Source organism: Lysobacter capsici (assembly GCF_018732085.1).
GTDB lineage: Bacteria > Pseudomonadota > Gammaproteobacteria > Xanthomonadales > Xanthomonadaceae > Lysobacter > Lysobacter capsici_A.
Genome location: NZ_CP076103.1, coordinates 3,908,509 through 3,933,286, shown reverse-complemented (window position 1 = coordinate 3,933,286; position 24,778 = coordinate 3,908,509). Strand labels below are relative to the sequence as shown.

Here is a 24,778-nt window from a genome sequence, read left to right as displayed (position 1 = left end):
CTGAGCCAAGCGGCTTCTGAGCTAGTGTGAGCACATGCGTCTGACCGCCGAATCCGCCTACGTGCTGCACACGCGTCCCTGGCGCGAAACCAGCCTGCTGGTCGAAGTGCTGAGCGAGCGGCAGGGTAGGGTCGGCCTGATCGCGCGCGGTGTGCAAGGGCCCAAGCGGCAGGTACTGCGCGCGGCCTTGCAACCGTTCCAGCACATCCGTTTCGATGCGCTGCTGCGCGGCGAATTGGCGCGACTGATTTCGGCCGAAGCGCTGGACGCGGCGCCGCGCCTGGACGGCGAAACCTCGCTGGCGGGTTTCTACATCAACGAACTGCTGCTGCGCCTGGTGCCGCGCGGCGATCCCTTGCCGGAACTGTACGATCTCTACGCCCGCACCCGCGCGCAACTGCGCGGCGGGCAACTGGCGTGGAGCCTGCGCTGCTTCGAACGCGATCTGCTCGAAGCGCTGGGGTCGGGGTTCGACTGGAGCGTCGACGCCGACGGCGTCGCGATCGATCCGGCCGCGCGTTACCATCTCGATCCCGAGCAGGGCCCGCGCCGCCTGCTCAGCGACCGCGGCCATGGCGAGCGCAGCGCGGCGGCGACCGGGCGCGCCTTGCTCGCGCTGACCGGCGACACCGCGCCGAACCCGTCGGACCTGCCGGGATTGCGGCACGCGATGCGTTCGGTGCTGAGCCATCACCTCGGCCCGCGCGGGCTGAAATCCTGGGAAATGCTGGCCGAGCTGGCGCGCGTCGCGCCCAGGCGCGAAACCGCGGATTCGGTGCCGGAAGCGGACGCCGACGGCGAGCGTTGAGGTCAGTGAATTAGCGCGACTGCACGCCCGATTTCAACGTCGCAGCCGGGTTCGATCATGCTGCGTCCGCTCCCTGTAGGAGCGGCGCAAGCCGCGACCGCGCACTCGCCCGTCGCGATGAACCGACGGTCCAAGCCGCACTTCGCGATCAAAGAAAATCCACGCAAAGCGCCGCACATGGCGGCAAACCTCAACCCGGCTGTTCGACCGTATCCAACGCCACCTGATCGAACCGCTGCAACAGCACGCTCGAATCGGGCTGCGCCTGCAACGCCTGCACCGCCTGGGCCAGGCGCGCGGCGCCGACGAAGCCGCAACTTGCGCGCAGCTTGTGCAGCTCCCCGCGCAGCGCTTCGAGGTTGCCGAGCTGGGCCGCGGCGCAGATCGAACGCCGCGCGTTGGGCAGCTCCTGGGTGAACAAGCCGCGCAAGGTGGCGATGTGGACACGGTTGCCGTTGAGCGCGCGCGCGGCGATGTCGTCGTCCCACACCGGCGCTTCTTCCTGCGACGGTGCCGCCGCCGAGGCGGGCGCATCGTGTTCGGGCAGGCTCAACAAGCGCCGGATCGCGCAGCGCACCGCCGCGGCCGGCAGGGGCTTCACCAGCACGTCGGAGAAACCCGAGGCGATCAGGCGGTTGCGCACTTCACTCTCGCCGGTGGCGGTATGCGCCAGCGCCGGGGTCGCCGGATGACGCCGGCGCAGGTGCTCGAGCAGGTCGATGCCGCTGCCGTCGGGCAGGTGCGCATCGAACAGCCATAACTGGTAATCCTGGGCATTGCCCAGCGCCATCGCCGCGGCCAGGGTGCCGGCGCCGTCGACTTCGGCCGGCATCGCCTCGACGGCGGCGGTGAGAAAGGCTCGGCTGGTCGGGTCGTCCTCGACCAGCAATACGCGTGGTACCTGTGGATTCTTCATTGCCGGTTCGCTTCCGCCCGCTATCCTGCTTCCATGCTGCGGACCATGTTACGCCTCCTGATGCTGTTGTCGCTGCCCGCGTTGTGGGCGGCGCCGACCCATGCTGAAGCGTACACACTGAACGCCAGGATCCAGCGCGTCGCGACCGCGGTGGTGACGCTGGAACAGGTCAAGGTGCGCCTGTCCTGGCCGGCGCAGGCCGAGCACGGCGAACTGGAATTGCAGGCCGGGCACATCCAGGCGCCGGATCTGGGCTATCGCTTCCGCGACGTGGTCTGGCGTTGCCCGCTGCAGCGCGACGGCCGCGGCGGCTGGCGCTGCGACGGCGAACTGCGCGGCGCCGGCGGCAAACCCTTGCGGCTGGCGCTGGACCTGGGCGTGGCCAGCACCGATCTGCGCTTGAGCCAGGGCGCCGCCGCGCTGGCCTTGCAACGCGCGGCCGCCAGCCCCGACCTGACCCGGATCGACCTGACCCGGGTGCCGCTGGCTTGGGCCCAGGCGCTGGTCGCGCAGGCGTGGCCGGCCGGGCGGATCAAGGCCGGCACGCTCGACGGCCGGCTCGACATCGCCGCGCCGCAACACAAACCGTTGAGCATCACCGGCCCGCTGCGCTTGCAGGGCGGTGCGCTCGACACCCCCGACGGACTGATCGCGGCCGAGAACCTCGGCGCGCAGCTGAACCTTTCGGCCCAGCTCGACCGCATCGACACCGTCGCGATCGCCGGGCAGTTGCAAGGCGGCGAGTTGCTGTTCGGCAACGCCTACGTTTCGTTGCACAAGCGCGCGGTCGATCTGCAGGTGCAGGCCGAGCAGCGCGACGGCGAAGGCTGGCGCCTGCCGCGATTGATGTGGCGCGACGACGGCATCCTCGCGCTCGAAGGCAGCGCCGCGCTGACGCCGGACGCGAGTCTGGCCGCGCTCGATCTGGATTTGCGCAGCGCCGACCTCGCGCCGCTGCGCGACGGCTATCTGTCGGGTTTCCTCGGCCTGGCCGGGCTGGGGCAATTGGAGCTGTCCGGCGCGGCGCAGGCGCGCGTGCGCATGAGCGGCGACGAATTGCAGCTCGCCGACGCCAGCCTGCGGCAGGTGTCGATGAAGGACGCGCAGGGCCGGTTCCGCTTCGACGGTCTCGACGGCCAGGTGCGCTATTCGGCCGATGCGGCGGTCGCCAGCGAACTGGGCTGGCGCGGCGGCGCGCTGTACGGCCTGGAGTTCGGTGCGGTGACGCTGCCGTTTTCCAGCGACGGCGGCGAACTGCGGCTGCTGCGCGCGGTGAGTTTCCCGATGCTCGGCGGTCGCGCCGGTTTCGACGGCTTGCGGCTGCGCCCGCCGGCGGGCGGCAAGGGCCTGGACGTGCGTTTCGGCCTCAATCTGGATCGGCTCGACGTGGGCCAGTTGGCCAAGGCGCTGGACTGGCCGGCGTTCACCGGCGAGCTCAGCGGGCGCATTCCGCAAGCGCATTACGCCGACGATCGGCTCGAACTCGACGGCGGCCTGACCATGCAGTTGTTCGGCGGCACCGTGGCGGTGTCGTCGCTGGCGATGGAGCGTCCGTTCGGGGTCGCGCCGACCCTGAGCTCGGACCTGGCACTGGACAATCTCGACCTGGAATCGCTGACCGGCGTGTTCGGTTTCGGCAGCATCACCGGCCGCTTGTACGGCCGCATCGATCAAGTGCGATTGGTCGACTGGCAACCGACCGCGTTCAACGCCGAATTGCACACACGCAAGACCCCGGGCGTGCGCCAGCGGATCAGCCAGCGCGCCGTGCAGGACTTGTCCAGCGTCGGCGATTCGTCCTTCGTCGGCAGCCTGCAGGATCGCCTGATCGGGTTTTTCGACGACTTCGGCTACGCCCGCATCGGCATCGCCTGCCGCCTGGCCGACGAGGTCTGCCACATGGACGGCCTGGGCCCAGCCAAGGCCGCGCCCGACGGCAGCCGCGGTTTCACCATCGTGCAGGGCGCGGGCGTGCCGCACCTGGACGTGGTCGGCTACAACCGCCGGGTCGACTGGGCGACCTTGCTCGAGCGCATGGAGGCGGTCAGCAAGGGCGAGGTGAAGCCGGTGGTGCAGTAGCCTTGTCGTTCAACAGCGCCGTGGTTCAATAGGCGCCATTCGTTCAGCCCGCGCCCGGACGCGGCGGGACCCGCGCAGGACCGCGCACAACCAGAAGGATTCGCTCATGCGCCGTTGGATGGGAATACCGGTCGCCGCCGTGATGTTGACGGCGTGCGTGACCATCAATGTCTATTTCCCGGCCGCCGAGGCCAAGGAAGCGGCCAAGGAGTTCGTCGAGAAGGTGATCGGCGATCAACCGCAGATGCAGACGCCCGAAGCGCCGAAGGACGGCGGCAAGCCCGGTGGCAGTGCTTCGAGCGAGCGCCCGGGCCTGGAATGGGGCCAACTGGCCAGCCGCATCGACTGGTTGTCGCTGGCCGGCATCGGCAGCGCCCACGCGCAGTCGCCGGACATCTCGATCAAGACCCCGGCGATCCAGGCGATCCAGTCGCGCATGGCGCAGCGCTTCGACAGCCAGTTGCGCGCGCACTTCGATTCCGGCGCGCTCGGCTTCGCCAGCAACGGCACCGTCGCGGTGCGCGACGCCTCGAAGATCCCCTTGTCGGACCGGGTCGGCGTCAACCAGGCCGTGGCCGACCAGGGCCGCGATTCGGCTGCGGTCTACCGCGAGATCGCGGTCGCCAACAACCACCCCGAATGGGAAGCGCAGATCCGCCAGGTATTCGCCCGCCAGTGGGTCGACAGCGCCAAGGGCGGCTGGTGGTATCAGGATGCGGGCGGCGGTTGGAAGCAGAAGTGAGGCCGGGAATCGGGAATAGGGAATAGGGAATCGTTAGAGCAACGGCCAAAGGCCCGCCACTGGCGGACCTTTGCTTTTTTGTGCCGCAGCGCTTGCGTAGGGGCGGCCTGGGCGCAACGCTCTTCCCGATTCCCGATTCCCGATTCCCGATTCCCGATTCCCGATTCCCGATTCCCGATTCCCGATTCCCGATTCCCGATTCCCGATTCCCGATTCCCGATTCCCGATTCCCGATTCCCGATTCCCGAATCTGCGACAATGCGCCCCCTTTGATTCCTGCCAGCAGCCGTGGCCCGCATCGATCAAACTCCCTTCGAGGCCGCCATCACCGGCCTTACCCACGACGGCCGTGGCGTCGCCCGGCGTGCGGACGGCAAGGCGGTGTTCGTCGCCGGTGCGCTGCCCGGCGAGCGGGTCATGGCCAAGCAGACCTCGCGCTCGCGCAGCTTCGACGAGGCGGTGACGCTGGAGGTGCTCGAAGCCGCGGCCGATCGCGTCGCCCCGCGTTGCGCGCATTTCGGCGTGTGCGGCGGCTGCGCGCTGCAGCACATGGCCGAGGATCGGCAGATCGTGGCCAAGCAACAGGTGCTGATGGAAAACTTCGAACGCATCGGCCACGTCACGCCCGAGCGGATCCTGCCGGCGCTGACCGATTCGGCCTGGGGCTATCGCCGCAAGGGACGGTTCTCGGTGCGCCGGGTCGAGAAGAAGGACAAGACCCTGGTCGGGTTCCGCGAAACCGATCCGCGTTTCGTCGCCGAGATCGCGCGCTGCGAGACGGTGATTCCCGAAGTCGGCGATGCGATCGGCGCGCTCGCGCAGCTGATCGACGGCCTGCAGGCGCGCCGCGAAATTCCGCAGGTTGAGTTCATCGGCGGCGACCGCATGCACGGCGACAACGCGCACGGCGGCATCGCCTTGACCTTTCGCCATCTGTCGCCGCTGTCGCAAGCCGATCGCGACGCGATCGTCGCCTTCGCCCAGCAGCACGAGTTCGCGGTGTTCCTGCAGCCCGGCGGGATCGAGAGCGTGCATCCGCTGTGGCCGGCCGATCCCCGGCTCGCGTTTACCCTGCCGCAGTGGAATCTGGAGCTGAAATTCCGTCCGCTTGATTTCATCCAGGTCAACGCCGGCCTCAACGGCCACATGATCCAGCACGCGATCGACCTGCTGCAGCCGCAGCCGGAAGACCGGGTGCTCGACCTGTTCGCCGGTCTGGGCAATTTCACCTTGCCGCTGGCGCGCAGCGTGCGCGAAGTGGTCGGCGTGGAGGGCGAGGCCGGATTGGTCCAGCGCGCGCGCGAAAACGCCGAGCACAACGGCCTGGGCAACGCCAAGTTCTACGCCGCCGACCTGGCCAAGGACCTCAGCGGCGAGCCGTGGATGCGCGAAGGTTTCGACCGTCTGTTGCTCGATCCGCCGCGTTCGGGCGCCGATTTCGTCCTGACCCAGCTGCCGCTCAAGCAGTTCAAGCACATCGTCTACGTGAGCTGCCATCCGGCGTCGCTGGCGCGCGATGCGGGCTATCTGGTGCGCGAGAAGGGCTGGAAGCTGCGCGCGGCGGGGGTGATGGACATGTTTCCGCATACCGCGCATGTGGAATCGATTGCGATGTTCGAGCGTTGATCGGGGCTGCGGTACGTCGATGCCTGGTTGGCGCGGAGTGACTTAGGCGCTGTCGTCTTGCCTGGTTTCGCCGTAGTCGTTTGTTCGCGGTCGCAGCTTGCGCAGCTCCTACAGTCGGAATCGAAACGATCGCCGCGCTGGCAACGGCTGCCCCTGTAGGAGCTGCGCAAGCTGCGACCGCGAACTCGCCCGACCCGTCGAAACTCCCGGAATCACTGACGCGGCGCAATCGATGCGCGCTGCGCCTATCCTTCGTACCTCAACGCTCCAACAACGACCACGTGCTTCCATTCAACTGGAAACGCTGCGTCGCCGAAGGCTCGCTGCCGTCGGGCAAGCGCAGCCGCACAGTGCATTCCACCGCGCCGCTGTCGTCGTCGAGTTCGCACGAATTCATAGCGCTCACCGTCGCCTCGGCGGCGGCGCGTTCGAATTCGGCCTTGCGCGCGGGGTCTTGCTGCCGCGCGCCTTCTTCGCCCAGGCGCCGGCGTACCAGGCGTTGCGCGTCGGCCAGGCTCGGCGCTGGAATCGCGGCGTCGACGCTGTTCGCCAGCGTCCAGACCGAACCGTCATGGGCGAATCGATACGCCTGGTAGCCGCGGCGCATGCCCGCATCGACACCGACGATGCAGGCGATGTAGTCGGCATCGACGCGCTGGCAACCTTGCACGGCGACGATCTTCATCGATGCGAGCAGCGAGGCCGAGACCGGCGACGGCGGTTCGGATTTCGCACGGATGTCGGCTTCCAGCGCGCGCCGATACGCGGCGTTGGCTTGTTCGACGTCGGGCATCGCATCGGCGGCGAACGCCACGCCGGTCGCGCCGAGCACGGCGAGGGCCAATGCATGGGGAAACAATACGTCGCAAATCAAGCGCTTCATGCGCGGCCTTGCCGATTCGGCGAATTCGCGCCTGCTGCGCGGGGCGCGCATTCTACAGGCGCGACGGCATCCGGCGGCTGGGCCATAATGGCGCATGGGCATCGAAATCGAACGCAAATTCCTGGTCGTCGGCGACGGTTGGCGCGAAGCCGCGCACCAGGTCGTGCCGATGGCGCAGGGCTATCTCAACGATCTGGCGGCGATGGACGACGCCAGCGGCGCCGGCCGCGCGGCGATGAAGGCATCGGTGCGCGTGCGCATCGCCGGCGACGAGGCTTTTCTCAATCTGAAATCGCGCGAGCTCGGCCACACCCGCCAGGAATTCGACTATCCGATTCCGGTCGCGGATGCGCGCGATCTGCTCGCGCTCAGCGTCGGCGGGCTGATCGACAAGCGCCGGCATTACGTCCGGCATGAAGGCCATTTGTGGGAAGTCGACGAGTTCCTCGGCGACAACGCGGGACTGGTCGTGGCCGAGATCGAACTGGCCAGCGCCGATACCGAATTCGCCAAGCCCGATTGGGCCGGCGCCGAGGTCACCGACTGCGTGCGCTACTACAACCTGGCGCTGGCGACGCGGCCGTACGCGCAGTGGAGCCGGGCCGAGCGCGATGGGGCGGTTGCCGACGCGGTGTGAGGTCAGGGTCTGAGGTTCAAGATCCGAGGCGTCGTCGTGAGGTCTTTTGTGGGAGGGGCTATTTCCCCGAGGCTTTCCGATCAGGTCACCGGGCATCGGCCAGGGCTGAGCCAAGAGCGTCGGGGCAACGGCCCCTTCCACAAAAGACCTCTCGGTGTCTGCCGGTTTGCTGGGGCGTCAACAAGCTTCGGCGGCGTGATCGCCGGCTTTTCTGCTGGCGGCAGTCTGAGGTCTTTTTGGGAGCCACTGCCCCGATGCTCTTGGCTCAGCGCCGATAGACCCTGAGACCTGATCGGAAAACCTCGGGGCTGAAGCCCTCCCACAAAAGACTTCACACACAAGGCTTCACACACAAGGCTTCACACACAAGGCTTCATGCGCCCGCAAGCATGTGCAGGCCGCCGCGGCACCTGAAGCAGCACGCCCGCCGCCGCGCCGGCCGCGCAGGCCAGGCCAGGCCAGGCCAGGCCAGGCCAACCGGGCAGGGTGCCCCCGCCGCACCATCTGCGCGACAATGCACCCTGCGCATACCGCGCTGTTTCTCCCCCAGGAGTTCCGCATGCTCGTGATCGGCGTCGCCGGTACCGAACTCACCGCGCAGGAACGCGACTGGCTGCAGCACGATGCCTGCGCCGGCGTGATCCTGTTCAGCCGCAACTTCGCGTCCAAGGCCCAGGTCGCCGAGCTCTCGGCCGCGATCCGCGCCGCCGCGCCGCGTCCGCAGTTGATCTGCGTCGACCAGGAAGGCGGGCGCGTGCAGCGCTTCCGCGAGGGCTACAGCGCCCTGCCGCCGCTGGAGGTGTTCGGCAAGCAGTACGCGTACGACCCCGCCGGCGCGCTCAAGCTGGCCGAGGAACACGCGCAGTTGATGGCCGCCGAAGTGCAGGCCAGCGGCGTCGACCTGAGCTTCGCGCCGGTGGTCGACCTGGGCCGCGGCAATCTGGCGATCGGCAACCGCGCCTTCGATCCCGATCCGCAGGTCGTCGCCGAGTTCACCCGCGCCTACGTGCGCGGCATGCACGCGCGCGGCATGGCCGCGACGATCAAGCATTTCCCCGGCCACGGCTCGGTCCTGGCCGACACCCATTTCAACGACGCGGTCGACCCGCGCACGCTCGAGGAACTGCGCGCGACCGACCTGATCCCGTTCGTCGCCGGCATCGAAGCCAAGGCCGACGCGGTGATGATGGCGCACGTGTCGTACCCGGCGGTCGCGCCGGAGCCGGCCGGGTATTCGCGGCGCTGGATCGAAGAAATCCTGCGCGGCGAGATGGGGTTCCGCGGCGTGGTCTTCAGCGACGACATCGGCATGGCCGCGGCGTTCTCGGTCGGCGGGATCAAGGCGCGCATCGACGCGCACCTGGATGCCGGTTGCGATGTCGTGCTGGTCTGTCATCCGCAGTTGGTAGAAGAGTCGCTGGCCGCCGTCGAAGGCCGCCGCCTCAACACCGCCGCGCTGCTGGGCCTGATCGGCCGCGGCGCGATGGGCTGGGACGGCCTGATCGCCGACAGCCGTTACGGCGAAACCCGCACCCGTCTGGAAGGATTGGCTTGATGAACGTGAAACACGAGTCCGGGCACGACCTGGCCCAGGCGCTGGAAAACGCCGATCTGATTTTCGACCGGCGCACCCTGGAGCGCGAGATCGCGCGCATGGCGGTGAAGATCCGCAGCGATTACGCCGGCAGCCGTCCGGTGTACCTCACGATCATGCACGGCGGCATGCCGTTCGCCGCGCAACTGGCGATGGAACTGGGCGAGCGCGGCCTGGACCTGGAATTCGATTACCTGCACGCGACCCGCTACCGCGGCGCGACCACCGGCGCCGATCTGGTCTGGAAGCACCGCCCGGCCACGCCGCTGCGCGGCCGTCGCGTGCTGCTGGCCGACGACATCCTCGACGAAGGCCACACCCTGCACGGCATCCGCGAATGGTGCCGCGAACAGGGCGCGGTCGAAGTGCGCATCGCCGCGCTCGCGGTGAAGGCCCACGACCGTTGCGTCGAAGACGTGTGCGCCGACTACATCGGCGTGGAAGTGCCCGACCGCTACGTGTTCGGCTACGGCATGGATTACCACGAGCAGGGCCGCAACCTGCCGGCGATCTATGCCTTGAAGTGAGGCCCGGCCAGACGCGGAAATCGGCGAACTAGAAAAAGCGCGAAGGCCCGACAAGCCCGCACCGCCACCACGCCCCGCGCTCGCCACTGTTTCCTCACTCCTGTCCACTCATTCCTGATCCCCTCCCCGGACCCCCGCAATGACCCAACCCATCGACCTCGCCCTGATCGGCGGCACCGGCCTGTACCGCATCGCCGAATTGCAGGACGTGGAATCGCATCAGCCGGTCACGCGTTACGGCGCGCCGTCGGGTCCGGTGCGGATCGGCACCCTGGCCGGGCGCCGGGTGGCGTTTCTCGCCCGTCACGGCGAAGGCCATTCCTTGCCGCCGCACCAGATCAACTACCGCGCCAACCTCGCGGCCTTGCAGGCGCTGGGCGCGCAACGCGTGCTCGCGCTCAATACGGTCGGCGGCATCACCGAACGGTTCGGCCCGCGCGTGCTGGGCTGCCCGGATCAGCTGATCGACTACACCTGGGGCCGCATCTCCACCTTGTGCGAGGAACCCGGCACCGAAGTGCTGCATGTCGATTTCGGCGAGCCCTACACGCGCGCCTTTCGCGCCGACGTGATCGCCGCGGCGGCGAGCGCGGGCGTGAGCCTGGTCGACGGCGGCTGCTACGGCGCCACCCAGGGACCGCGCCTGGAAACCCGCGCCGAGATCGCGCGCATGCGCCGCGACGGCTGCGATCTGGTCGGCATGACCGGCATGCCCGAAGCCGGGCTGGCGCGCGAATTCGGCCTGGATTACGCCTGCCTGGCGATCGTCGCCAACTGGGCCGCCGGCGCCGGTCCGGACCTGGACGAAGTGATCACCCTGCAGGACGTGCTCGACAACGTGGCAGCCGCGTCCGCGGGCCTGCCGGCGTTGCTCGGCGCCGTGCTCGATCGCGTCGGCGCTTCGGTGACCCCAGTCGCATAAATGCGATTCGGCGTAATTGATGTGGCCGGATCTTGCTTCGAAACACGTGCTGGATGTTGTCACGCTGAACCGTTGTCATCTAGCGGCACAGTTTGCATACTCGGTAGTGCGTCTCGCGCCACATCCGGCGGCGACGCACGTCAACGCATCCAGCATGAGGTCAATAAGGATATGCAGTACGGCACCGTGAAGTGGTTCAACGACGCCAAGGGCTTCGGTTTTATTTCTCCCGAAGATGGCAGCGCGGATGTATTCGTGCATTTCTCCGCGATCAACGCAAAGGGTTTCCGCAGCTTGCAGGAAGGCCAGCGTGTCAGCTATCAGCTGACCCAGGGACCGAAGGGCGCGCAGGCGTCCGAAGTGGCTCCGGTGGTTTGATTCGCCTTTGCCCCTAGGGGCAATGTCTGGCCGAATCGCATCGGACAGTTTCCAAGGCTCCGCTTCTGGCGGGGCCTTTTTTCTTTTTGGCTGGTTGGTTTGCCACTATGTGCTTGACGCAGTGCAGCAGTCAGCGCGTGGCGAGCGGGTTTGCGAACGAACGGTCGGTATTTGAATCGCGGTAGCCCAAGGCCGCGGAGCAATGTGGGCGAGTCTGATCTTCCACGACCGTCATCCCCGCGAAGGCGGGGATCCAGAGACTTCAGCGCCATGCCGCGGTGGAGCCCTGGATTCCCGCCTTCGCGGGAATGACGAGCAAAAGCGAAGGAGCCGTGAAGCGAGCCTGCGTAGCAGTCAGTGACCACACCACGGCTTGAGACCGCACAGCAACTCAAGACCACGCGGCCGCCCCGACGTGAGGCAACCCGAAGCTACGTAGCGACGAGGAACAATCGCATCCCTCAACACCGTCATCCCCGCGAACGCGGGGATCCAGTGGCTTGAGCGCCATGTCGAGATGAAACTCGGGATGCCGCAAACCTTCGCTGCGAAGAAGAGCGAAAAAGCGGACTCGCCGCAGAATCACTAGAATCCGTGCAAAGCCCCACGGAGACTCACCCTCATGGACACGCTGCCCCCGTTCGCCACCCATCGGGTCGAGAATCAGCCGCCGCCGTTCGCGCCGCGCGATCTGTGGCGCGACGACCTCGCGCTGCGCGACGCGGTCGAGCGCGAAGGCGGCGCGGGGTTCGCCGAACATCTCGCCGCCTACGGCGCGCTCGCCGGTGGCGAACTGTACGAGCTGAGCTTCGACGCACATCGCGACAAACCGCGGCTGCGCAACTTCGATGCCTACGGCCACCGCATCGACCGGGTCGAGTTCCACCCGAACTACCACGCGATCATGGGCCACGCGATCGCACACGGCGTCGCCGGCCTGTCCTGGCACGATCCGCGCCCGGGTTCGCACGTCGCGCGCGCGGCGCTGAGCTACCTGCACCATCAGGTCGAACCGGGCACCAGTTGCCCGCTGACCATGACCCACGCCAGCGTGCCGGTGCTGCGGCACGCGCCGGCCCTGCACGAGTGGATGCGCAAGGCCGCCGCGCCGCACTACGACGGCCGCGATGTCGGCTACGGCGACAAGGCCGGGTTGACCCTCGGCATGGGCATGACCGAGAAGCAGGGCGGCTCGGACGTGCGTTCCAACCAGACCGTCGCCACGCCGATCGGCAACGACGAGTACGAACTGGTCGGCCACAAGTGGTTCTTTTCCGCGCCGATGTCCGACGGCTTCCTGGTGCTGGCGCAGGCGCCGGGTGGGCTGAGCTGTTTCCTGATGCCGCGCTGGCATCCGCACGGCGGCAAGAACGCGATGCGGCTGATGCGGCTCAAGGACAAACTCGGCGATTGGTCCAACGCATCGTCGGAAGTGGAATTCCTCGGCGCCTGGGCGCAGCGCATCGGCGAGGAAGGCCGCGGCGTGGCGACGATCATCGAGATGGTGATGCTGACCCGGCTGGACTGCATGCTCGGCTCGGCCGGCGAGATGCGCATGGCCCTGGCGCAGGCGCTGCATCACGCGCGCCATCGGCGCAGTTTCGGCAAGCCGCTGATCGAGCATGCGCTGATGCGCAACGTCATCGCCGACCTGGCGATCGAATCCGAAGCCGCCACCGCGCTGGCGATCCGCGTCGCCGGCGCGATCGATCGCGCGCCGTCGTCGGCCCACGACGCCGCGTTCGCGCGCATCGCCACCGCGATCGGCAAGTTCTGGATCTGCAAGCGCGCGCCGGCCTTCGTCAACGAAGCGCAGGAATGCCTCGGCGGCGCGGGCTATGTCGAGGAATCGATCCTGCCGCGCCTGTACCGGCAGGCGCCGCTGAATTCGATCTGGGAAGGCAGCGGCAACATTCAGTGCCTGGACGTGCTGCGCGCGCTCAGCCGCGAACCCGAGGCCGGGCGTGCCTTGCTGGCCGAACTCGACCATGCGCGCGGCCGCCACGACGCGTTGGATGCGCGCATCGACGAACTGTCGCCGGTATTGGCCGGCACGACAGCCTTGCACGAGGCGCAGATGCGCGCGTTCGTCGAGCGGCTCGCGCTGGCCTTGCAGGCCGCGCTGTTGTTCGTCGCCGACAGTCCCGCCGCGGTCGCGTTCTGCCGCAGCCGGGTCGGCGGCGCGCACGGGCTGGGGTTCGGCACGTTGCCGCACGACCTGGAATTGGATGCGATCGTGGACAGGAGCCTGCCGGCATGAAATGGATATCCCTGAGTGTTTTCGCCGCGCTGCTCGCCTGCGCGCCGGCCTGGGCGCTGACCCCGCCGGCGATGGCGCCGGCCGCGCAACGCGTCGACCGCATCGTGGTCGACAAGTCGCAGCGGCGCATGCAGCTGTTCCGCAACAACATGGTGATCCGCACCTATCCGATCCTGCTCGGCGACGCGCCGAGCGGGCACAAGCGCCAGCAGGGCGACGAACGCACGCCGGAAGGCGACTACCGCATCAGCGGGCGCAATCCGAACAGCCGCTTCCATCTGTCGCTGCGGGTGTCGTATCCGAACGACGCTGATCGCAAGCAGGCGCGGGCGCGCGGCGTCGACCCGGGCGGCGACATCATGATTCACGGCGGCACTCCGGCCGGATACCGGCGCGATTGGACCGACGGCTGCATCGCGCTGACCAACCCGCAGATCGAGGAAGTGTGGAGCCTGGTGCCGACCGGAACGCCGATCCGGATCAATCCCTGACTTCTCGCGTCAGCCGCGGCCGCATATCACCGGCTGCGATGAGCGCTTGCTAGCATGCTCGTGTCCGCGACGACGGCGGGGTGCGGCGACGCACCGCGAACGGACTGGCCGCCGCGTGGACGCAACGTTGTTGTGTATCCATCGGTGAAAAGCCACTGACAAGGAAGACAGAACCATGAAGAACATCCGCCTCGCACCCGCGCTGCTGTCGCTGGCCCTGGTGCTGATCAGCTTCAGCGCCTCGGCCTTCATCGTCCAGGACAAGGACGGCACCTGGCTCGACTGCAACTGGATCACCAATTCGGCCGGCGAATCCAGGCTGCAATGCGAACCGCTGGTGTCGCAGCCGCCGGATCCGAATCCCTGATCGCCGGCGCGACCGCGACGCGCGGCCGGGGCGACCCGGCCGCTTCGCACTCGGCATCGGCGTGTGCGGCCGTCGGTTGTGCAAGGGCCCGCCGCGTCGGTGACGGCATGCCGACCAAACCTCGATTATCGGAGCACGTACGAATGGGCATGACCTGGGGCGCGACCGCCGTCGATGCGGAGCGCGCGGACGCGTTATTGCGAGCACCGCAGCAAATCATCGAGACCTTGTACGCGCACTACGACGCGGACAAGGCGGCCGGGCGCGTGGGCTATCTCGACAAGGCCTGGCACGCGATTCATTTCGTCCTCAACCAGTCGCCATGGGAAGGCGAGCCGCCGTTGGGTTGGGTGATCTTCGGCGGCACGCCGGTGGCGGACGATTCGGACGAAGCCGTGCCGCGCCATCTGCCGGCCGAGCATGTTCGCCAGATCGCCGCCGCGCTCGCCGCGCTGCCGGCCGACAAATTCGCCCGCCGCTATGACGCGCAGGCGCTGGCGGATGCGGAGATCTATCCGGAGGTGATCTGGCTGCGCGACGGCGACGAGGCCAAGGACTACGTGCTGTCGTACTACGCCGATCTGATCGGGTTCTACGCCGGCGCGGCCGCGCGCGGCGACAGCGTGTTCAACTGGATCAGTTGAGGTCGGTTGTCCGCGTGCGCGCTCGCGCCGATCAGCGCAGCCGCTCGGCGTAGGCCGCGCGGACATGACGGTTGATGTAGGTGTTCAGGCCGCGCCCGCCGCGCGCCAGTTCGTGCATGCGCGCGATCGCCTCGGCGCCGGCGCTGTCGGCGCTGTACAGGTAGACCGAGCCGTCGGCGAACTCGACCGCGATCGCCTGCGGCCCGATGGCGTAGCCGCGTACGCCCGAGTCGCCGCTGAGATTGAGATAGGGCTGGATCGAGGTGTCGTTGCGCATGGGGTTCATCGTTGCTGGCCGCGCGTGTGCGCGCTGGGTTGCCGGCCGTCGCCTGTCCGGGGCGGGGCGGTCCATCCTGGCCCGGATGGGTGTAAGGTCCGGTGAGGCGGCCATGCGGGCCGCCGCGGGAGGTGCAGCCATGCGTGGTTCGCGTAAATCCCAGGCCCTGGCGCTGATCGCGCTGGCCGCGATTCCGCCGCCGGTACACGGCGCGGATTTTTCCCTGGCCTTGTTCTGGCTGGGCCGTGGTGCCGGCATCGTCGCGCTGTGTGCTGTCACGATCTGGCTGTTGAGCGAGTTCGCGCGAGCGGATTGACCTTGCGGTGCGATGTCGGCTTGGTCGGTCTGGACCAGCCGCCGTAGTGCGTGCGCCAGGAACCCGGCGATACGCTTGCGCTCGTGATATTTGCCGGAAGCGGCGATCTGATGTGAAGTTAGGTGTCGCGCGCATCGACGTTCGCGGCGTCCCGCCTTTCATCTATCGGTCCCGCAATGCCCGCACTCGAAAAAACCAAAGCGACCCTACGTATCCACGGCGACGATTTGATTCCCGACGAGGTCAGTCGCCTGCTCGGCGCGGCGCCGACAGGCGCACGGACCCGGGGCGAGGTCCTGATCGGCAAGGCCACCGGCCACCGACGTGTCGCCCGGACCGGTATGTGGTCCCTGCAAGCGCTAGATCGCTCACCCGGCGATCTGGATGCGCAGATCCACGACATCTTCGCCAGGTTGAACAGCGATCCCGCCGTGTGGGCGCAGTTGCAGTCGCGGTTCGAAATGAACGTGTTCTGCGGTCTGTTCATGGGTGGAAGCAACGAAGGCGAGACGATCAGCGCGGCCAATCTTCGCCTGCTCGGCGAGCGCGGCATCGAACTGCAACTGGATATTTACGCGCCGGACCCGGGTGAGGTCACCTCGGGCGATCAGTGAGGCTGCTCGATCGCAGCCACGCATTGCATCGAGGCATCCCATCGAAGCATCGTCGATGCGACAACGCGACTCGATCGATGCAACCGATTTCCGCTGCGCCGCAACACTCGCGGGCAACATCACAATACGTCGGCGCATCGAACATCCTTTCTCGTTCATGTCCTTATGCCAATACCTCGTCTTGTGACGTGGCTCGGACTCTGCGTGTGATCGCGCCTGGGGCGAAGACCTTGCGCAGGCCGCGCACATCTTTTTAGCTGGAACGGCCTCGCGAACACAGTGTGCATCCGGATTGCGCGCGGGTTCGCCGACGAGAGGCCGCCGCCATGCCGCGGCGTCGAGAAGCCGCTCGGCTTCATTCCATCGATCCCATGTCAGATTCCTTCAGGAGTTCTTCGCATGTCCGTATCGAAGTCCAATGCGCGTCGTTTCGTGCGCGCTTCCGTTTTCTGCGTCGCGGCCGCGGTCGCCACGCTGTCGTCCGGCGCCGCGTTCGCCGCCGATGACGTCAGCCCGGAGTTGAAGTTCGCGATGCAGCGCGATCTGGGCATTTTCCCGGGCCAGATCGCCCAGTACCTGCAGACCGAAAAACTCGCGCGCACCCAGGCGGCGGCGATCGAACGCGATCTGGGCAGCCAGTTCGCCGGCAGCTGGATCGAGCGCAACGCCGACGGCACGTTCAAGGTCGTGGCGGCGAGCGCGGGCGCGCGCAAGTCCAGCGCGATCGGCGGGGTGGAACTGCGCACCGTGCGCCATAGCCTCAAGCAGTTGCAGAACTCGATGAACCTGCTCGATGCCGCGTCGAACGCGCGGGTCAAGGGCATCAGCAAGCCGCTCGACGGCGTGCAGAGCTGGTACGTCGATCCGATCAACAACGCGGTGGTGGTGCGGGTCGATCAGGGCGCCAGCGAGCGCGCGGTGGATTTCGTCGCGATCAGCGGCGCCGACGCCGGCGCGGTGCGGATCGAGGAAGTGCCCGGCACCTTGCAGACTTCGGTCAACATCCTCGGCGGCATCGAGTATTCGATCAACAACGCTACGTTGTGCTCGGTCGGCTTCTCGGTCACCCGCGGCGCCACCAAGGGCTTCGTCACCGCCGGCCATTGCGGCGCGGCCGGCGCGACCGTGCGCGTGGGCGGCACCCAGGTCGGTTCGTTCGCAGCGCGCGTGTTCCCGGGCAACGACCGCGCCTGGGTGAGCGTGGGCAGCACCCACACCCTGCAGGGCGCGGTCAGCAACTACAGCGGCGGCACGATCGCGATCCGCGGCAGCGCCGAGGCCGCGGTCGGCGCGGCGGTGTGCCGTTCCGGCCGCACCACCGGTTACCGCTGCGGCAACATCACCGCCAAGAACGTCACCGCCAACTACGCCGAAGGCGCGGTGCGCGGCCTGACCCAGGGCAATGCCTGCATGGGGCGCGGCGATTCGGGCGGTTCGTGGTTCACCAGCGCCGGCCAGGCGCAGGGCGTGATGTCCGGCGGCAACGTGCAGTCCAACGGCAACAACTGCGGCATCCCGGCGGCGCAGCGCAGCAGCCTGTTCGAACGCGTCGGGCCGATCCTGAGCCAGTACGGGCTGAGCCTGGTCACCAGCTGATCGCGACAGCGTCACCTTGATCGAACCACAACGCCCCGCTTCCCGCGGGGCGTTGTCGTTTATGCCGTCCCTGCGGCCCCGTCATCGCCGAGCGCGGCGGTAATCGGATGGGATCGATTCGCGGGCGGGCCCGCGATCGGTTTCGACGTTGGTCCGGGCGCACGCGAGCGACGCTTTGCGTGATCGCATCGAGACGGTTGTGTGCTCGCGTGGATCGTCGATTCGTCCATACGCCGCACGATGTGCGCGCAAAGTGTTGTTCGCGCAGTTTTTCGTGTCGTGCATGCGCTTGGATGGAACCTTTATTGCGACGTTCGCAAGCGACGGATCGGCTGGCGACGATGCGATAACGTTTTTTTTCGTCATGGCATTCGCATTCCTGTGACGGGCTAGGTTGTTTTTGTCGCTGCAGCGCGAAGCTTCGCCTTGCTAATCCAGATGGCATCGTCTTTATCTGTTTGCGTCGTTCGGCTTCCTGGTGCGCGCCGATTGTCTGGGCATCGCACTTCGAAGCAACGGCCACTGTCGCTCACGGCGATGTCGTTGCGGCCGCGTCCTGTGGACGTCGGCCGTGTTCGCATACTCAAGTCAGGAGTTCTTGCATGTCCGTATCGAAGTCGAATCTGCGCTCGCGCGCCAGTCTGGTCGCGGCCGTCGCCGCGTTGTCCGCCGGCAGCGCCATGGCCGCCGACGGTCTCAATCCGACCCTCAAGTTCGCCATGCAGCGCGATCTTGGCCTGTCGTCGACGCAAGTCGCGCAGATGATTCAGGCCGACCGCATCGCCACCACCCAGGAATCCACGCTGCGTCGCACGCTCGGCAGTGGCTACGCCGGCAGTTGGGTCGAGCGCAACGACGATGGCAGCTATCGCGTGGTCGCGGCGACCTCGGGCGCGCACAAGAACCTCGCAGTGGCCGGCGTCGAGTTGCGTCATGTCAGGCACAGCCTGAAGCAGCTCAACGATTCGATGGCGGCGCTCGACCGCGATGCGCGCCGGCGCGTGCCGGGCATCAGCAAGCTGCGCAGCGGCGTGCAGTCGTGGTACGTCGATCCGACCACCAACTCGGTGGTGGTGAGCATTGCGCCGGGCGCGGATGAGGACGCGATCGATTTCGTCGCGGTCAGCGGCGCCGACATCGGTTCGATCCGGGTCGAGGAAGCGGTGGGCACCCCGCAGACCACGGCGACGGTCCAGGGCGGCATCGAGTACCGCATGCCGCTGTCGGACGGCACCGGCCGGGTCGGCCTGTGTTCGGTCGGGTTCCCGGTCACCAAGGGCACGATCAAGGGCTTCGCGACCGCGGGGCATTGCGCCAAGGCCGGTCAGAGCGTGCAGATCAGCGGCGTCAACGTGGGCACCTTCACCGCGTCGCATTTCCCCAATACCGATCGCGCCTGGGTGACGATCGGCGCGAGCCACACGCTGGTCGGAAGCGTCAGCAACTACACCGGCGGCAGCGTCGCGGTGAAGGGCAGCACCGAAGCGGCGATCGGCGCGGCGGTCTGCCGTTCGGGCCGCACCACGCAGTACAAGTGCGGCACGATCACGGCCAAGAACGTGACGGTCAACTACGGCAGCCTCGGCAGCGTGAGCGGCTTGACCCGGGCCAACAACTGCACCGGTCGCGGCGACTCGGGCGGTTCGTGGATCACCGCCGCCGGCCAGGCGCAGGGCCTGACCTCGGGCGGCAATCTGCCCGCGGGCCAGAACGACAATTGCTCGGTGCCGAGCTCGCAGCGTCAGACCTACTTCGAGCGCATCAACCCGGTCCTGAGCCAGTACGGCCTGGCCTTGGTCACGAGCTGATCGCCTCATCGATAGCTGACTGCAAAAACGCCCCGCGACTGCGGGGCGTTTTTTCTCGGGTCATCGCATGCGGTTCGGGACGGTCGATTCGTCGATCGCGGGCGACCGCGCGATCGCGCGGGCGTGGGCGTGGCGCTCAGTGACGGATCGAAGCGCGCCGACCACGCTTCACCACTGCGGTCCCATCGGCAGGTCTTCGGCTTGCCAGGCCTTGCGGCTGGCCGGGGCGAACTCGCGCGCCTGCGCGCTGCGTTCGCGGTCGAGCTTGAGGCTCACGGTTTTGCGTTCGCCGGGCTCGGCCGGGCGATAGCCGTCGCGGTGGGTCAGGGTGCCGCTGAGCCGCTGGGCATCGAGCGTGCCGTCGAATTCGAACAGGTCGCGCGAGGGGCGGCCGTCGGGACCGGTGTCGCGGCTGATCTCCTGGCCGAGGGTGAGCTTGGCGCGGAAGAACAGCGTGCGTTTGGCCGGGTCGTAGCGAACGTCCTGCAGGCGGCCGCGCGGGGTGTCGCCGACCATGCCCTGCGAGGAATAGAACAGCCCGAACAGCTGGCCGTTTTCGCGGTACAGCTCGCAGTCGTAGCCTTCGGCGTGCGGGTCGTCGCCGCCGGTGATGCGCACGTTGCTGTAGACGCCGAGGGTTTCCACCTTGGTTTGCGGCGGCTCGGCGTGGGTGGCCAGGGGCAGGGCGATCATCGGTGCAGCGAGGGCCGCGGCGAGGAGCCAGCGGTATCGGCGCAGGCGGACGGGGTGCGGAGCGACGGCGGTGGGGGGCATGGCGGCGGCCGTGGGGAGTCGCGGCGATCTTCGTCGATGCGCGGTGCGATGTCAGCCGGTTCGCCGGCGGATTTGGCGCGCGGCTGGTTGCGCGTGCTGCGCTCGGGTTTCGCCGGCGGTCGAATTGGCGCGGTCGCGGCTTGCGCCGCTCCTACAGTCGCTTCTACCAGACTCTCGCGTCGCCCAGCGAAGTGACTGTAGGAGCGGGGTGAGTCGCGACCGCGAACCGGCAATCGCCGGCGCGCGCCGCGATGCCCCGCGTTTCAATCCAGGAACTGCAACTTCGCCAGCTCCGCATACAGCCCGCCCTCGGCCAGCAATTGCGCGTGGGTGCCTTCGGCGACGATGTGGCCGCGGTCCATGACCACGATCCGGTCGGCCTTGAGCACGGTCGCCAGGCGATGCGCGATGACGAGAGTGGTGCGGCCTTCCATCAGCGTTTCCAGCGCCTGCTGCACCGCGCGTTCGCTTTGCGCGTCGAGCGCGCTGGTGGCTTCGTCGAGCAGCAGGATCGGCGCGTCCTTGAGCAGGGCGCGGGCGATCGCGATGCGTTGCTGCTGGCCGCCGGACAGGCGCGCGCCGCGCTCGCCCAGTTCGGTCGACAGGCCCTCGGGCAGGGCGCGGATGAAGTCTTCGGCATGCGCGGCGCGCACGGCCTGGTCGACTTCCTCGTCGTTGGCGCCGAGCCGCCCGTAGCGGATGTTGTCGCGCGCGGTGGTGGCGAAGATGGTCGGTTGCTGCGGCACCAGCGCGATCGATTCGCGCAGGTCGGCCGGGTCGGTGTCGCGCACGTCGATGCCGTCCACGCGCACCGCGCCGCTTTGCGGGTCGTGGAAGCGCAGCAGGATCGAGAACACCGTGCTCTTGCCGGCGCCGGACGGGCCGACCAGGGCCACGGTCTCGCCGGGGTTCACCCGCAGGCTGAAGTTCTGCAGCGCCGGCAGGTCCATGCGCTGCGGGTAGTGGAAGGCGACCTGATCGAACACGATCTCGCCGCGCAACGGCTGCGGCAGCGGCGTGGGCTGCGCCGGCGCCTTCACCGCGTTGGTTTCGTTGAGCAGTTCGCTGATCCGGCCCATGCCGCCGGCGGCGCGCTGCAGGTCGTTCCAGACCTCGGCCAAGGCGCCGATCGAGCCGCCGCCGATCAAGGCGTACAGCACGAACTGGCCCAGGGTGCCGGCGCTCAGGCGGCCGGCGACCACGTCGTGCGCGCCCGACCACAGCACCAGGGTGATCGCGCCGAACACCAGGGTGATCGCGATCGCGGTGACCAGGGCCTGGGCGGTGATGCGCTGGCGCGCGGTCTTGACCGCGATCCGCAGCGATTCGCTGAAACGGCCTTGTTCGTAGGGCTCGCGGGCGTGGGCCTGGACCGTGCGCACCGCGCCGAGGGTTTCGGCGGCCAGGGTGTTGGCGTCGGCGATGCGGTCCTGGGTGTTGCGCGAGATCTTCTGCAGCTTGCGCCCGCCGATGATGATCGGCAGCACCGCCAGCGGAATGCCGATCAGGGCGTAGCCGGCCAGGCGCGGGCTGGTATAGAACAGCATGCCCAGGCTGCCGATCACCGTGACCGAGCTGCGCAGGGCCACCGACATGCTCGAACCGACCACGCTGCGCAGCAGTTCGGCGTCGGCGGTCAGGCGCGAGACCAGTTCGCCGCTGCGGGTGCGGTCGTGGAAGCCCGCGTCCAGCGCGATCACGTGGCGGTACAGGGTTTCGCGCAGGTCGGCGACGACTTTTTCGCCGAGGATGGCGACGAAGTAGAAGCGCACCGCGGTGGCCAGGGCCAGCGCGATGGCGACCAGGAACAGGATCAGGAAGGCCTGGTCGATCGCGCCGCTGCCGCCGCCGGACGCGCTCTGGGCGAAGCCCTGGTCGATCATCTTCTTGAACGCCAGCGGCATGCTCAGCGTCGCCGCGCTGGAGGCGGCCAAGGCGAACAGCCAGGCGATGAACAAGGGACGGTGCCTGCGCACGAACGGCCACAGGGTGCTCAGGGTGCCGATCGGGGCTTTCTGCAGGTCGCGGCGGGTGTCGGCTCTGGGGCCGGCGCTGGGGTCTGTCATCGGGTGGCGTTCATCGGCTTGGGCTCCGTTCGCCGGGATCGTCCAGGCGCACGCGATTACGAGTGGCGTCGCGCAGCTGCGCTTTCAAGGCGGACAACTGCGACGCAGGCAGGCGAATCCGCACGCGCACCCCGTCGGCGTCGAAACGCTCGTGGTCTTTGTGCGCGCCGAAGGCGTTCAACGCGGCGTGGACCGCGCCGATGTCTTCGAATGGATAGGCCAGGTCGAGTTCGTCGTAGTAGACCAGTTCGCGGCGTTCGGCGCGGCGCAGGCATTCGGCCGCGCTGCCGCCGTAGGCGCGCACCAGGCCGCCTGCGCCGAGCTTGATGCCACCGTACCAGCGCGTCACCACCGCCACCACCTGGTCCAGGCCCTGGCCGTCGATCGCCGCCAGGATCGGCCGCCCGGCGGTGCCCGAGGGTTCGCCGTCGTCGTTGAAGCGGTATTCGCCGCCGATGCGGTAGGCCCAGCAGTTGTGGGTGGCGTCGGGGTCGGCGACCTCCTGCACGAAGGCCAATGCCTCGGCGAGGGTGGTCACCGGCGCGGCCAGGGCCAGGAAGCGGCTGTGCTTGACCTCGATCTGATGGCTGGCGCGCGCGGCGAGGGTGGCGGTCGGAGCGTCGTCGCTCATCGCGGCGTGCTCATCGACGCCGGGACGCAGGCTGACCGGCGCCGCGGGCGGCACGCCGGGCCGGCACGGGCCGCGCGACGGCGGCCGTGCTCATTTCAGCAGCGCGCGCAGATCGTCCGGCACCCGCGCATGCGGATGGGCGCGGCGGAAGCGTTGCAGGCTTTCGCGTGCGCGTTCGGCCTGGCCGTCATCGCGGTAGCCGCGGATGCGCTCCAGCCATTCGGCCGGGGCCAGGCGGCTTTCGTCGCTGGCGTCGTCGCCGATGCGGCTGCCGGTCACTTCGATGCGGTCGAGGGTCGGCGAGGCAATGCCGCTCTGGCTCGACGGCTCGGGCGCGGCCTGGGCGTCGGCGCGTTCGCTGTAGGCCTCGGCCTTGCCCAGGGTCGCCGCGTCCGCGGCGACAGCCGCGGCCTTCGCGGCGCGCTTGCTGCTCAGATTGTTGGTGGGCGCGGCCCATCCGGCGTCGGCGGCGGGCGCGGCGTCAACCGGCGCCGGCGCCGACATCACACCCATCGTGGCCGGCGGCGCGGGCGGCGGCGGGGGCGGCACCACCGCCGGGGCGACCTTGAGTTCGTACTCGGCCGGCGCGGCCTGGGCGCGGCGCAGTGGCGCGGGCGCGCGCGCATCGCTTGCGGCGGCGGCCGGCGCGCTGGCCGGGACTTCGGCGCGGCTGCGCTTGGCGGCCTCGTTGGCGGCGGCCGCCTTGGGCGCGGCCGGCGGCACGGCTTCGGCGACAGGCGCGGGTTTCATCGCCGCCGGCGTGGCGGCATCGGCGGCGCGGTCGGCGGCCATGCCGGCGCCGGGCGCTACCTCGGCCGGCCTCTGCGGCGCGGCGACCGAATCGGCGGCCGACGCCGCGGCCGGTGCCGCCGCCGCTTCGGCCTGCGCTTCGGCCGATTGCGCACCGCCGCTGTCGGCGGCCGGTTCGGCCTGCATGCGCGCGACCACGGCGGTGTCTTGTTCCTGTTGGGCCGCTTCCATCGTCGTCGCCGCCGGCCGCAGTTGCCAGGCGATGCCGACCGCCAGGCTCAGCGAGGCGGCCACGCCGATCCACATCGGCCAGCGTTGCCTGGATCGCTCGCGCAGGCGTGGCGGCTGCGTCGCCACCGCGGCGTGCGCGGCGGCGAGGATGCGCGCGTCCAGCGCCGGCGAGGGGCCGTCGCTCGGGCCCAGCCGCAGCAGGCGCTGGGCCAGCTCGCGTTCTTCGGGCGAGAGGAGATCGGGGGCGTCGGGACGGCGGTTCATTCGGTCAACCTCGCGCGCAACTTGTCCATCGCGTAGCGCAGCCTGGATTTGACCGTCTCGCGGCCGGCCCCCGTGATCTCGCCGATCTCCTCCAGACTCAGTTCCTGTTCCAGGCGCAGCAACACCACTTCGCGCTGCTCCTCGGGCAATTCCTCGATCGCGCGCTGCAGGCGGCGGCGCTGTTCGAATTCGGACAGTTCGCGCTCGGGCGTGGTCGGGTCGGGCACGCGCGCGGCGCGCTCGTCGCCGTCCTCGGGCGCCGGCGGGCGGTGCTTGAGGCCGCGCCAGTGATCGTTCAGGCGGTTATGGGCGATCCGGAACAGCCAGGTGCTGAACTGCGCGTCGGGCTTCCAGCCATGGCGCGCGCCGATCACGCGCTGCCAGATGTCCTGGAAGAATTCGTCGGCGAGCGCCGAATCACGGATCTGCCGCAGCACGAAGCGGTACAAAGGGCCGCGATGGCGCGCGTACAGAACCTCGAACGCGGCGACGTCGCCGCCCGTCCAGGCCAGCATGAGTACGTCGTCGCTCGCATCCGCAGCGGAATTCATCCGCGGCAGGGTACGGCCTGGCGGCG

General features: G+C 68.5%; 25 protein-coding genes. 17 read left to right on the top strand and 8 right to left on the bottom strand.

The annotated features are described in order from the left end of the window. Nucleotides 1-34 precede the first annotated feature (34 nt). A complete protein-coding gene (gene recO, locus KME82_RS16285; protein ID WP_215494988.1) occupies nt 35-808 on the top strand; it encodes a DNA repair protein RecO in 774 nt (257 codons plus the stop codon). Between the two features lie 190 nt (nt 809-998). Here recO and KME82_RS16280 read toward each other — a convergent pair whose 3' ends face one another. Continuing rightward, nucleotides 999-1,724 (bottom strand): response regulator, encoded by a 726-nt coding sequence (locus KME82_RS16280; protein ID WP_215494987.1) that lies wholly within the window; start codon nt 1,722-1,724, stop codon nt 999-1,001. Nucleotides 1,725-1,769: 45 nt separating this feature from the next. Between KME82_RS16280 and KME82_RS16275 the strand changes: the two genes are divergently transcribed. The 3 genes from KME82_RS16275 (at nt 1,770) to rlmD (ending at nt 6,171) form a co-directional block, all read left to right on the top strand. Continuing rightward, on the top strand, nt 1,770-3,803 hold the full coding sequence (locus tag KME82_RS16275; RefSeq protein WP_215494986.1) for a hypothetical protein: 2,034 nt from the start codon (nt 1,770-1,772) through the stop codon (nt 3,801-3,803). Nucleotides 3,804-3,909: 106 nt separating this feature from the next. Beyond that, a complete protein-coding gene (locus KME82_RS16270; RefSeq protein WP_215494985.1) occupies nt 3,910-4,545 on the top strand; it encodes a YdbL family protein in 636 nt (211 codons plus the stop codon). Nucleotides 4,546-4,821: 276 nt separating this feature from the next. After that, nucleotides 4,822-6,171: a 23S rRNA (uracil(1939)-C(5))-methyltransferase RlmD gene (rlmD, locus tag KME82_RS16265; RefSeq protein ID WP_215499104.1), complete on the top strand. Its 1,350-nt coding sequence runs from the start codon at nt 4,822-4,824 to the stop codon at nt 6,169-6,171. Between the two features lie 259 nt (nt 6,172-6,430). Here the strand turns inward: rlmD and KME82_RS16260 are convergent, their stop codons facing one another. After that, entirely contained in the window at nt 6,431-7,054 is a 624-nt protein-coding gene (locus tag KME82_RS16260) for a hypothetical protein (protein WP_215494984.1), read from the bottom strand. Between the two features lie 94 nt (nt 7,055-7,148). On the opposite strand from KME82_RS16260, the gene KME82_RS16255 reads away from it, so the two are divergent. The 9 genes from KME82_RS16255 to KME82_RS16215 all read left to right on the top strand — a co-directional run bounded on the left by KME82_RS16255 (nt 7,149) and on the right by KME82_RS16215 (nt 14,874). Next, a complete protein-coding gene (locus KME82_RS16255) occupies nt 7,149-7,691 on the top strand; it encodes a CYTH domain-containing protein (protein WP_215494983.1) in 543 nt (180 codons plus the stop codon). 559 nt (nt 7,692-8,250) lie between these two features. Continuing rightward, nucleotides 8,251-9,246, top strand: a complete 996-nt coding sequence (gene nagZ, locus KME82_RS16250; protein WP_215494982.1) for a beta-N-acetylhexosaminidase — start codon at nt 8,251-8,253, stop codon at nt 9,244-9,246. Next, nucleotides 9,246-9,812, top strand: coding sequence for a hypoxanthine-guanine phosphoribosyltransferase (locus KME82_RS16245; protein WP_215494981.1), 567 nt, complete (start codon nt 9,246-9,248; stop codon nt 9,810-9,812). Before nagZ ends, KME82_RS16245 begins: the two co-directional genes overlap by 1 nt. A gap of 139 nt (nt 9,813-9,951) precedes the next feature. Then, complete coding sequence (locus KME82_RS16240) at nt 9,952-10,734, top strand: S-methyl-5'-thioinosine phosphorylase (RefSeq protein WP_215494980.1); 783 nt, start codon at nt 9,952-9,954, stop codon at nt 10,732-10,734. A gap of 171 nt (nt 10,735-10,905) precedes the next feature. Next, nucleotides 10,906-11,112, top strand: coding sequence for a cold-shock protein (locus KME82_RS16235; RefSeq protein ID WP_031373678.1), 207 nt, complete (start codon nt 10,906-10,908; stop codon nt 11,110-11,112). A gap of 622 nt (nt 11,113-11,734) precedes the next feature. Continuing rightward, complete coding sequence (locus tag KME82_RS16230) at nt 11,735-13,372, top strand: acyl-CoA dehydrogenase family protein (protein ID WP_215494979.1); 1,638 nt, start codon at nt 11,735-11,737, stop codon at nt 13,370-13,372. Beyond that, the gene (locus KME82_RS16225; RefSeq protein ID WP_215494978.1) at nt 13,369-13,863 is read left to right on the top strand and encodes a L,D-transpeptidase family protein; all 495 of its coding nucleotides are present in this window, start codon (nt 13,369-13,371) and stop codon (nt 13,861-13,863) included. Before KME82_RS16230 ends, KME82_RS16225 begins: the two co-directional genes overlap by 4 nt. Before the next feature lie 175 nt (nt 13,864-14,038). Beyond that, entirely contained in the window at nt 14,039-14,230 is a 192-nt protein-coding gene (locus tag KME82_RS16220; RefSeq protein WP_215494977.1) for a hypothetical protein, read from the top strand. A gap of 107 nt (nt 14,231-14,337) precedes the next feature. Beyond that, nucleotides 14,338-14,874 (top strand): YfbM family protein, encoded by a 537-nt coding sequence (locus KME82_RS16215; protein ID WP_215494976.1) that lies wholly within the window; start codon nt 14,338-14,340, stop codon nt 14,872-14,874. Nucleotides 14,875-14,905: 31 nt separating this feature from the next. On the opposite strand, the gene KME82_RS16210 is transcribed toward KME82_RS16215, so the two are convergent. Further along, nucleotides 14,906-15,151 (bottom strand): hypothetical protein, encoded by a 246-nt coding sequence (locus KME82_RS16210; protein WP_430538732.1) that lies wholly within the window; start codon nt 15,149-15,151, stop codon nt 14,906-14,908. Between the two features lie 139 nt (nt 15,152-15,290). On the opposite strand from KME82_RS16210, the gene KME82_RS16205 reads away from it, so the two are divergent. From KME82_RS16205 to KME82_RS16190, 4 genes are all read left to right on the top strand, one after another. Then, nucleotides 15,291-15,467: a hypothetical protein gene (locus tag KME82_RS16205; protein ID WP_215494975.1), complete on the top strand. Its 177-nt coding sequence runs from the start codon at nt 15,291-15,293 to the stop codon at nt 15,465-15,467. A gap of 176 nt (nt 15,468-15,643) precedes the next feature. Next, entirely contained in the window at nt 15,644-16,081 is a 438-nt protein-coding gene (locus KME82_RS16200; RefSeq protein ID WP_215494974.1) for a DUF4279 domain-containing protein, read from the top strand. Between the two features lie 399 nt (nt 16,082-16,480). Continuing rightward, entirely contained in the window at nt 16,481-17,677 is a 1,197-nt protein-coding gene (locus tag KME82_RS16195; RefSeq protein ID WP_215494973.1) for a S1 family peptidase, read from the top strand. A 602-nt stretch (nt 17,678-18,279) separates the two neighbouring features. Then, entirely contained in the window at nt 18,280-19,485 is a 1,206-nt protein-coding gene (locus tag KME82_RS16190; protein WP_215494972.1) for a S1 family peptidase, read from the top strand. Between the two features lie 168 nt (nt 19,486-19,653). Here KME82_RS16190 and KME82_RS16185 read toward each other — a convergent pair whose 3' ends face one another. The 5 genes from KME82_RS16185 to KME82_RS16165 form a co-directional block, all read right to left on the bottom strand. Then, nucleotides 19,654-20,178 carry a hypothetical protein gene (locus KME82_RS16185; protein WP_215494971.1) on the bottom strand — a complete coding sequence of 175 codons (525 nt, stop codon included), beginning with the start codon at nt 20,176-20,178 and terminating at the stop codon, nt 19,654-19,656. 344 nt (nt 20,179-20,522) lie between these two features. Continuing rightward, on the bottom strand, nt 20,523-22,325 hold the full coding sequence (locus KME82_RS16180; protein WP_215494970.1) for an ABC transporter transmembrane domain-containing protein: 1,803 nt from the start codon (nt 22,323-22,325) through the stop codon (nt 20,523-20,525). Between the two features lie 10 nt (nt 22,326-22,335). After that, nucleotides 22,336-22,956, bottom strand: a complete 621-nt coding sequence (locus tag KME82_RS16175; RefSeq protein ID WP_215494969.1) for an IMPACT family protein — start codon at nt 22,954-22,956, stop codon at nt 22,336-22,338. 90 nt (nt 22,957-23,046) lie between these two features. Continuing rightward, nucleotides 23,047-24,201 (bottom strand): hypothetical protein, encoded by a 1,155-nt coding sequence (locus KME82_RS16170; RefSeq protein WP_215494968.1) that lies wholly within the window; start codon nt 24,199-24,201, stop codon nt 23,047-23,049. Continuing rightward, entirely contained in the window at nt 24,198-24,752 is a 555-nt protein-coding gene (locus KME82_RS16165; RefSeq protein WP_215494967.1) for an RNA polymerase sigma factor, read from the bottom strand. The genes KME82_RS16170 and KME82_RS16165 overlap by 4 nt, the downstream gene beginning before the upstream one ends. Between the last annotated feature and the right edge of the window lie 26 nt (nt 24,753-24,778).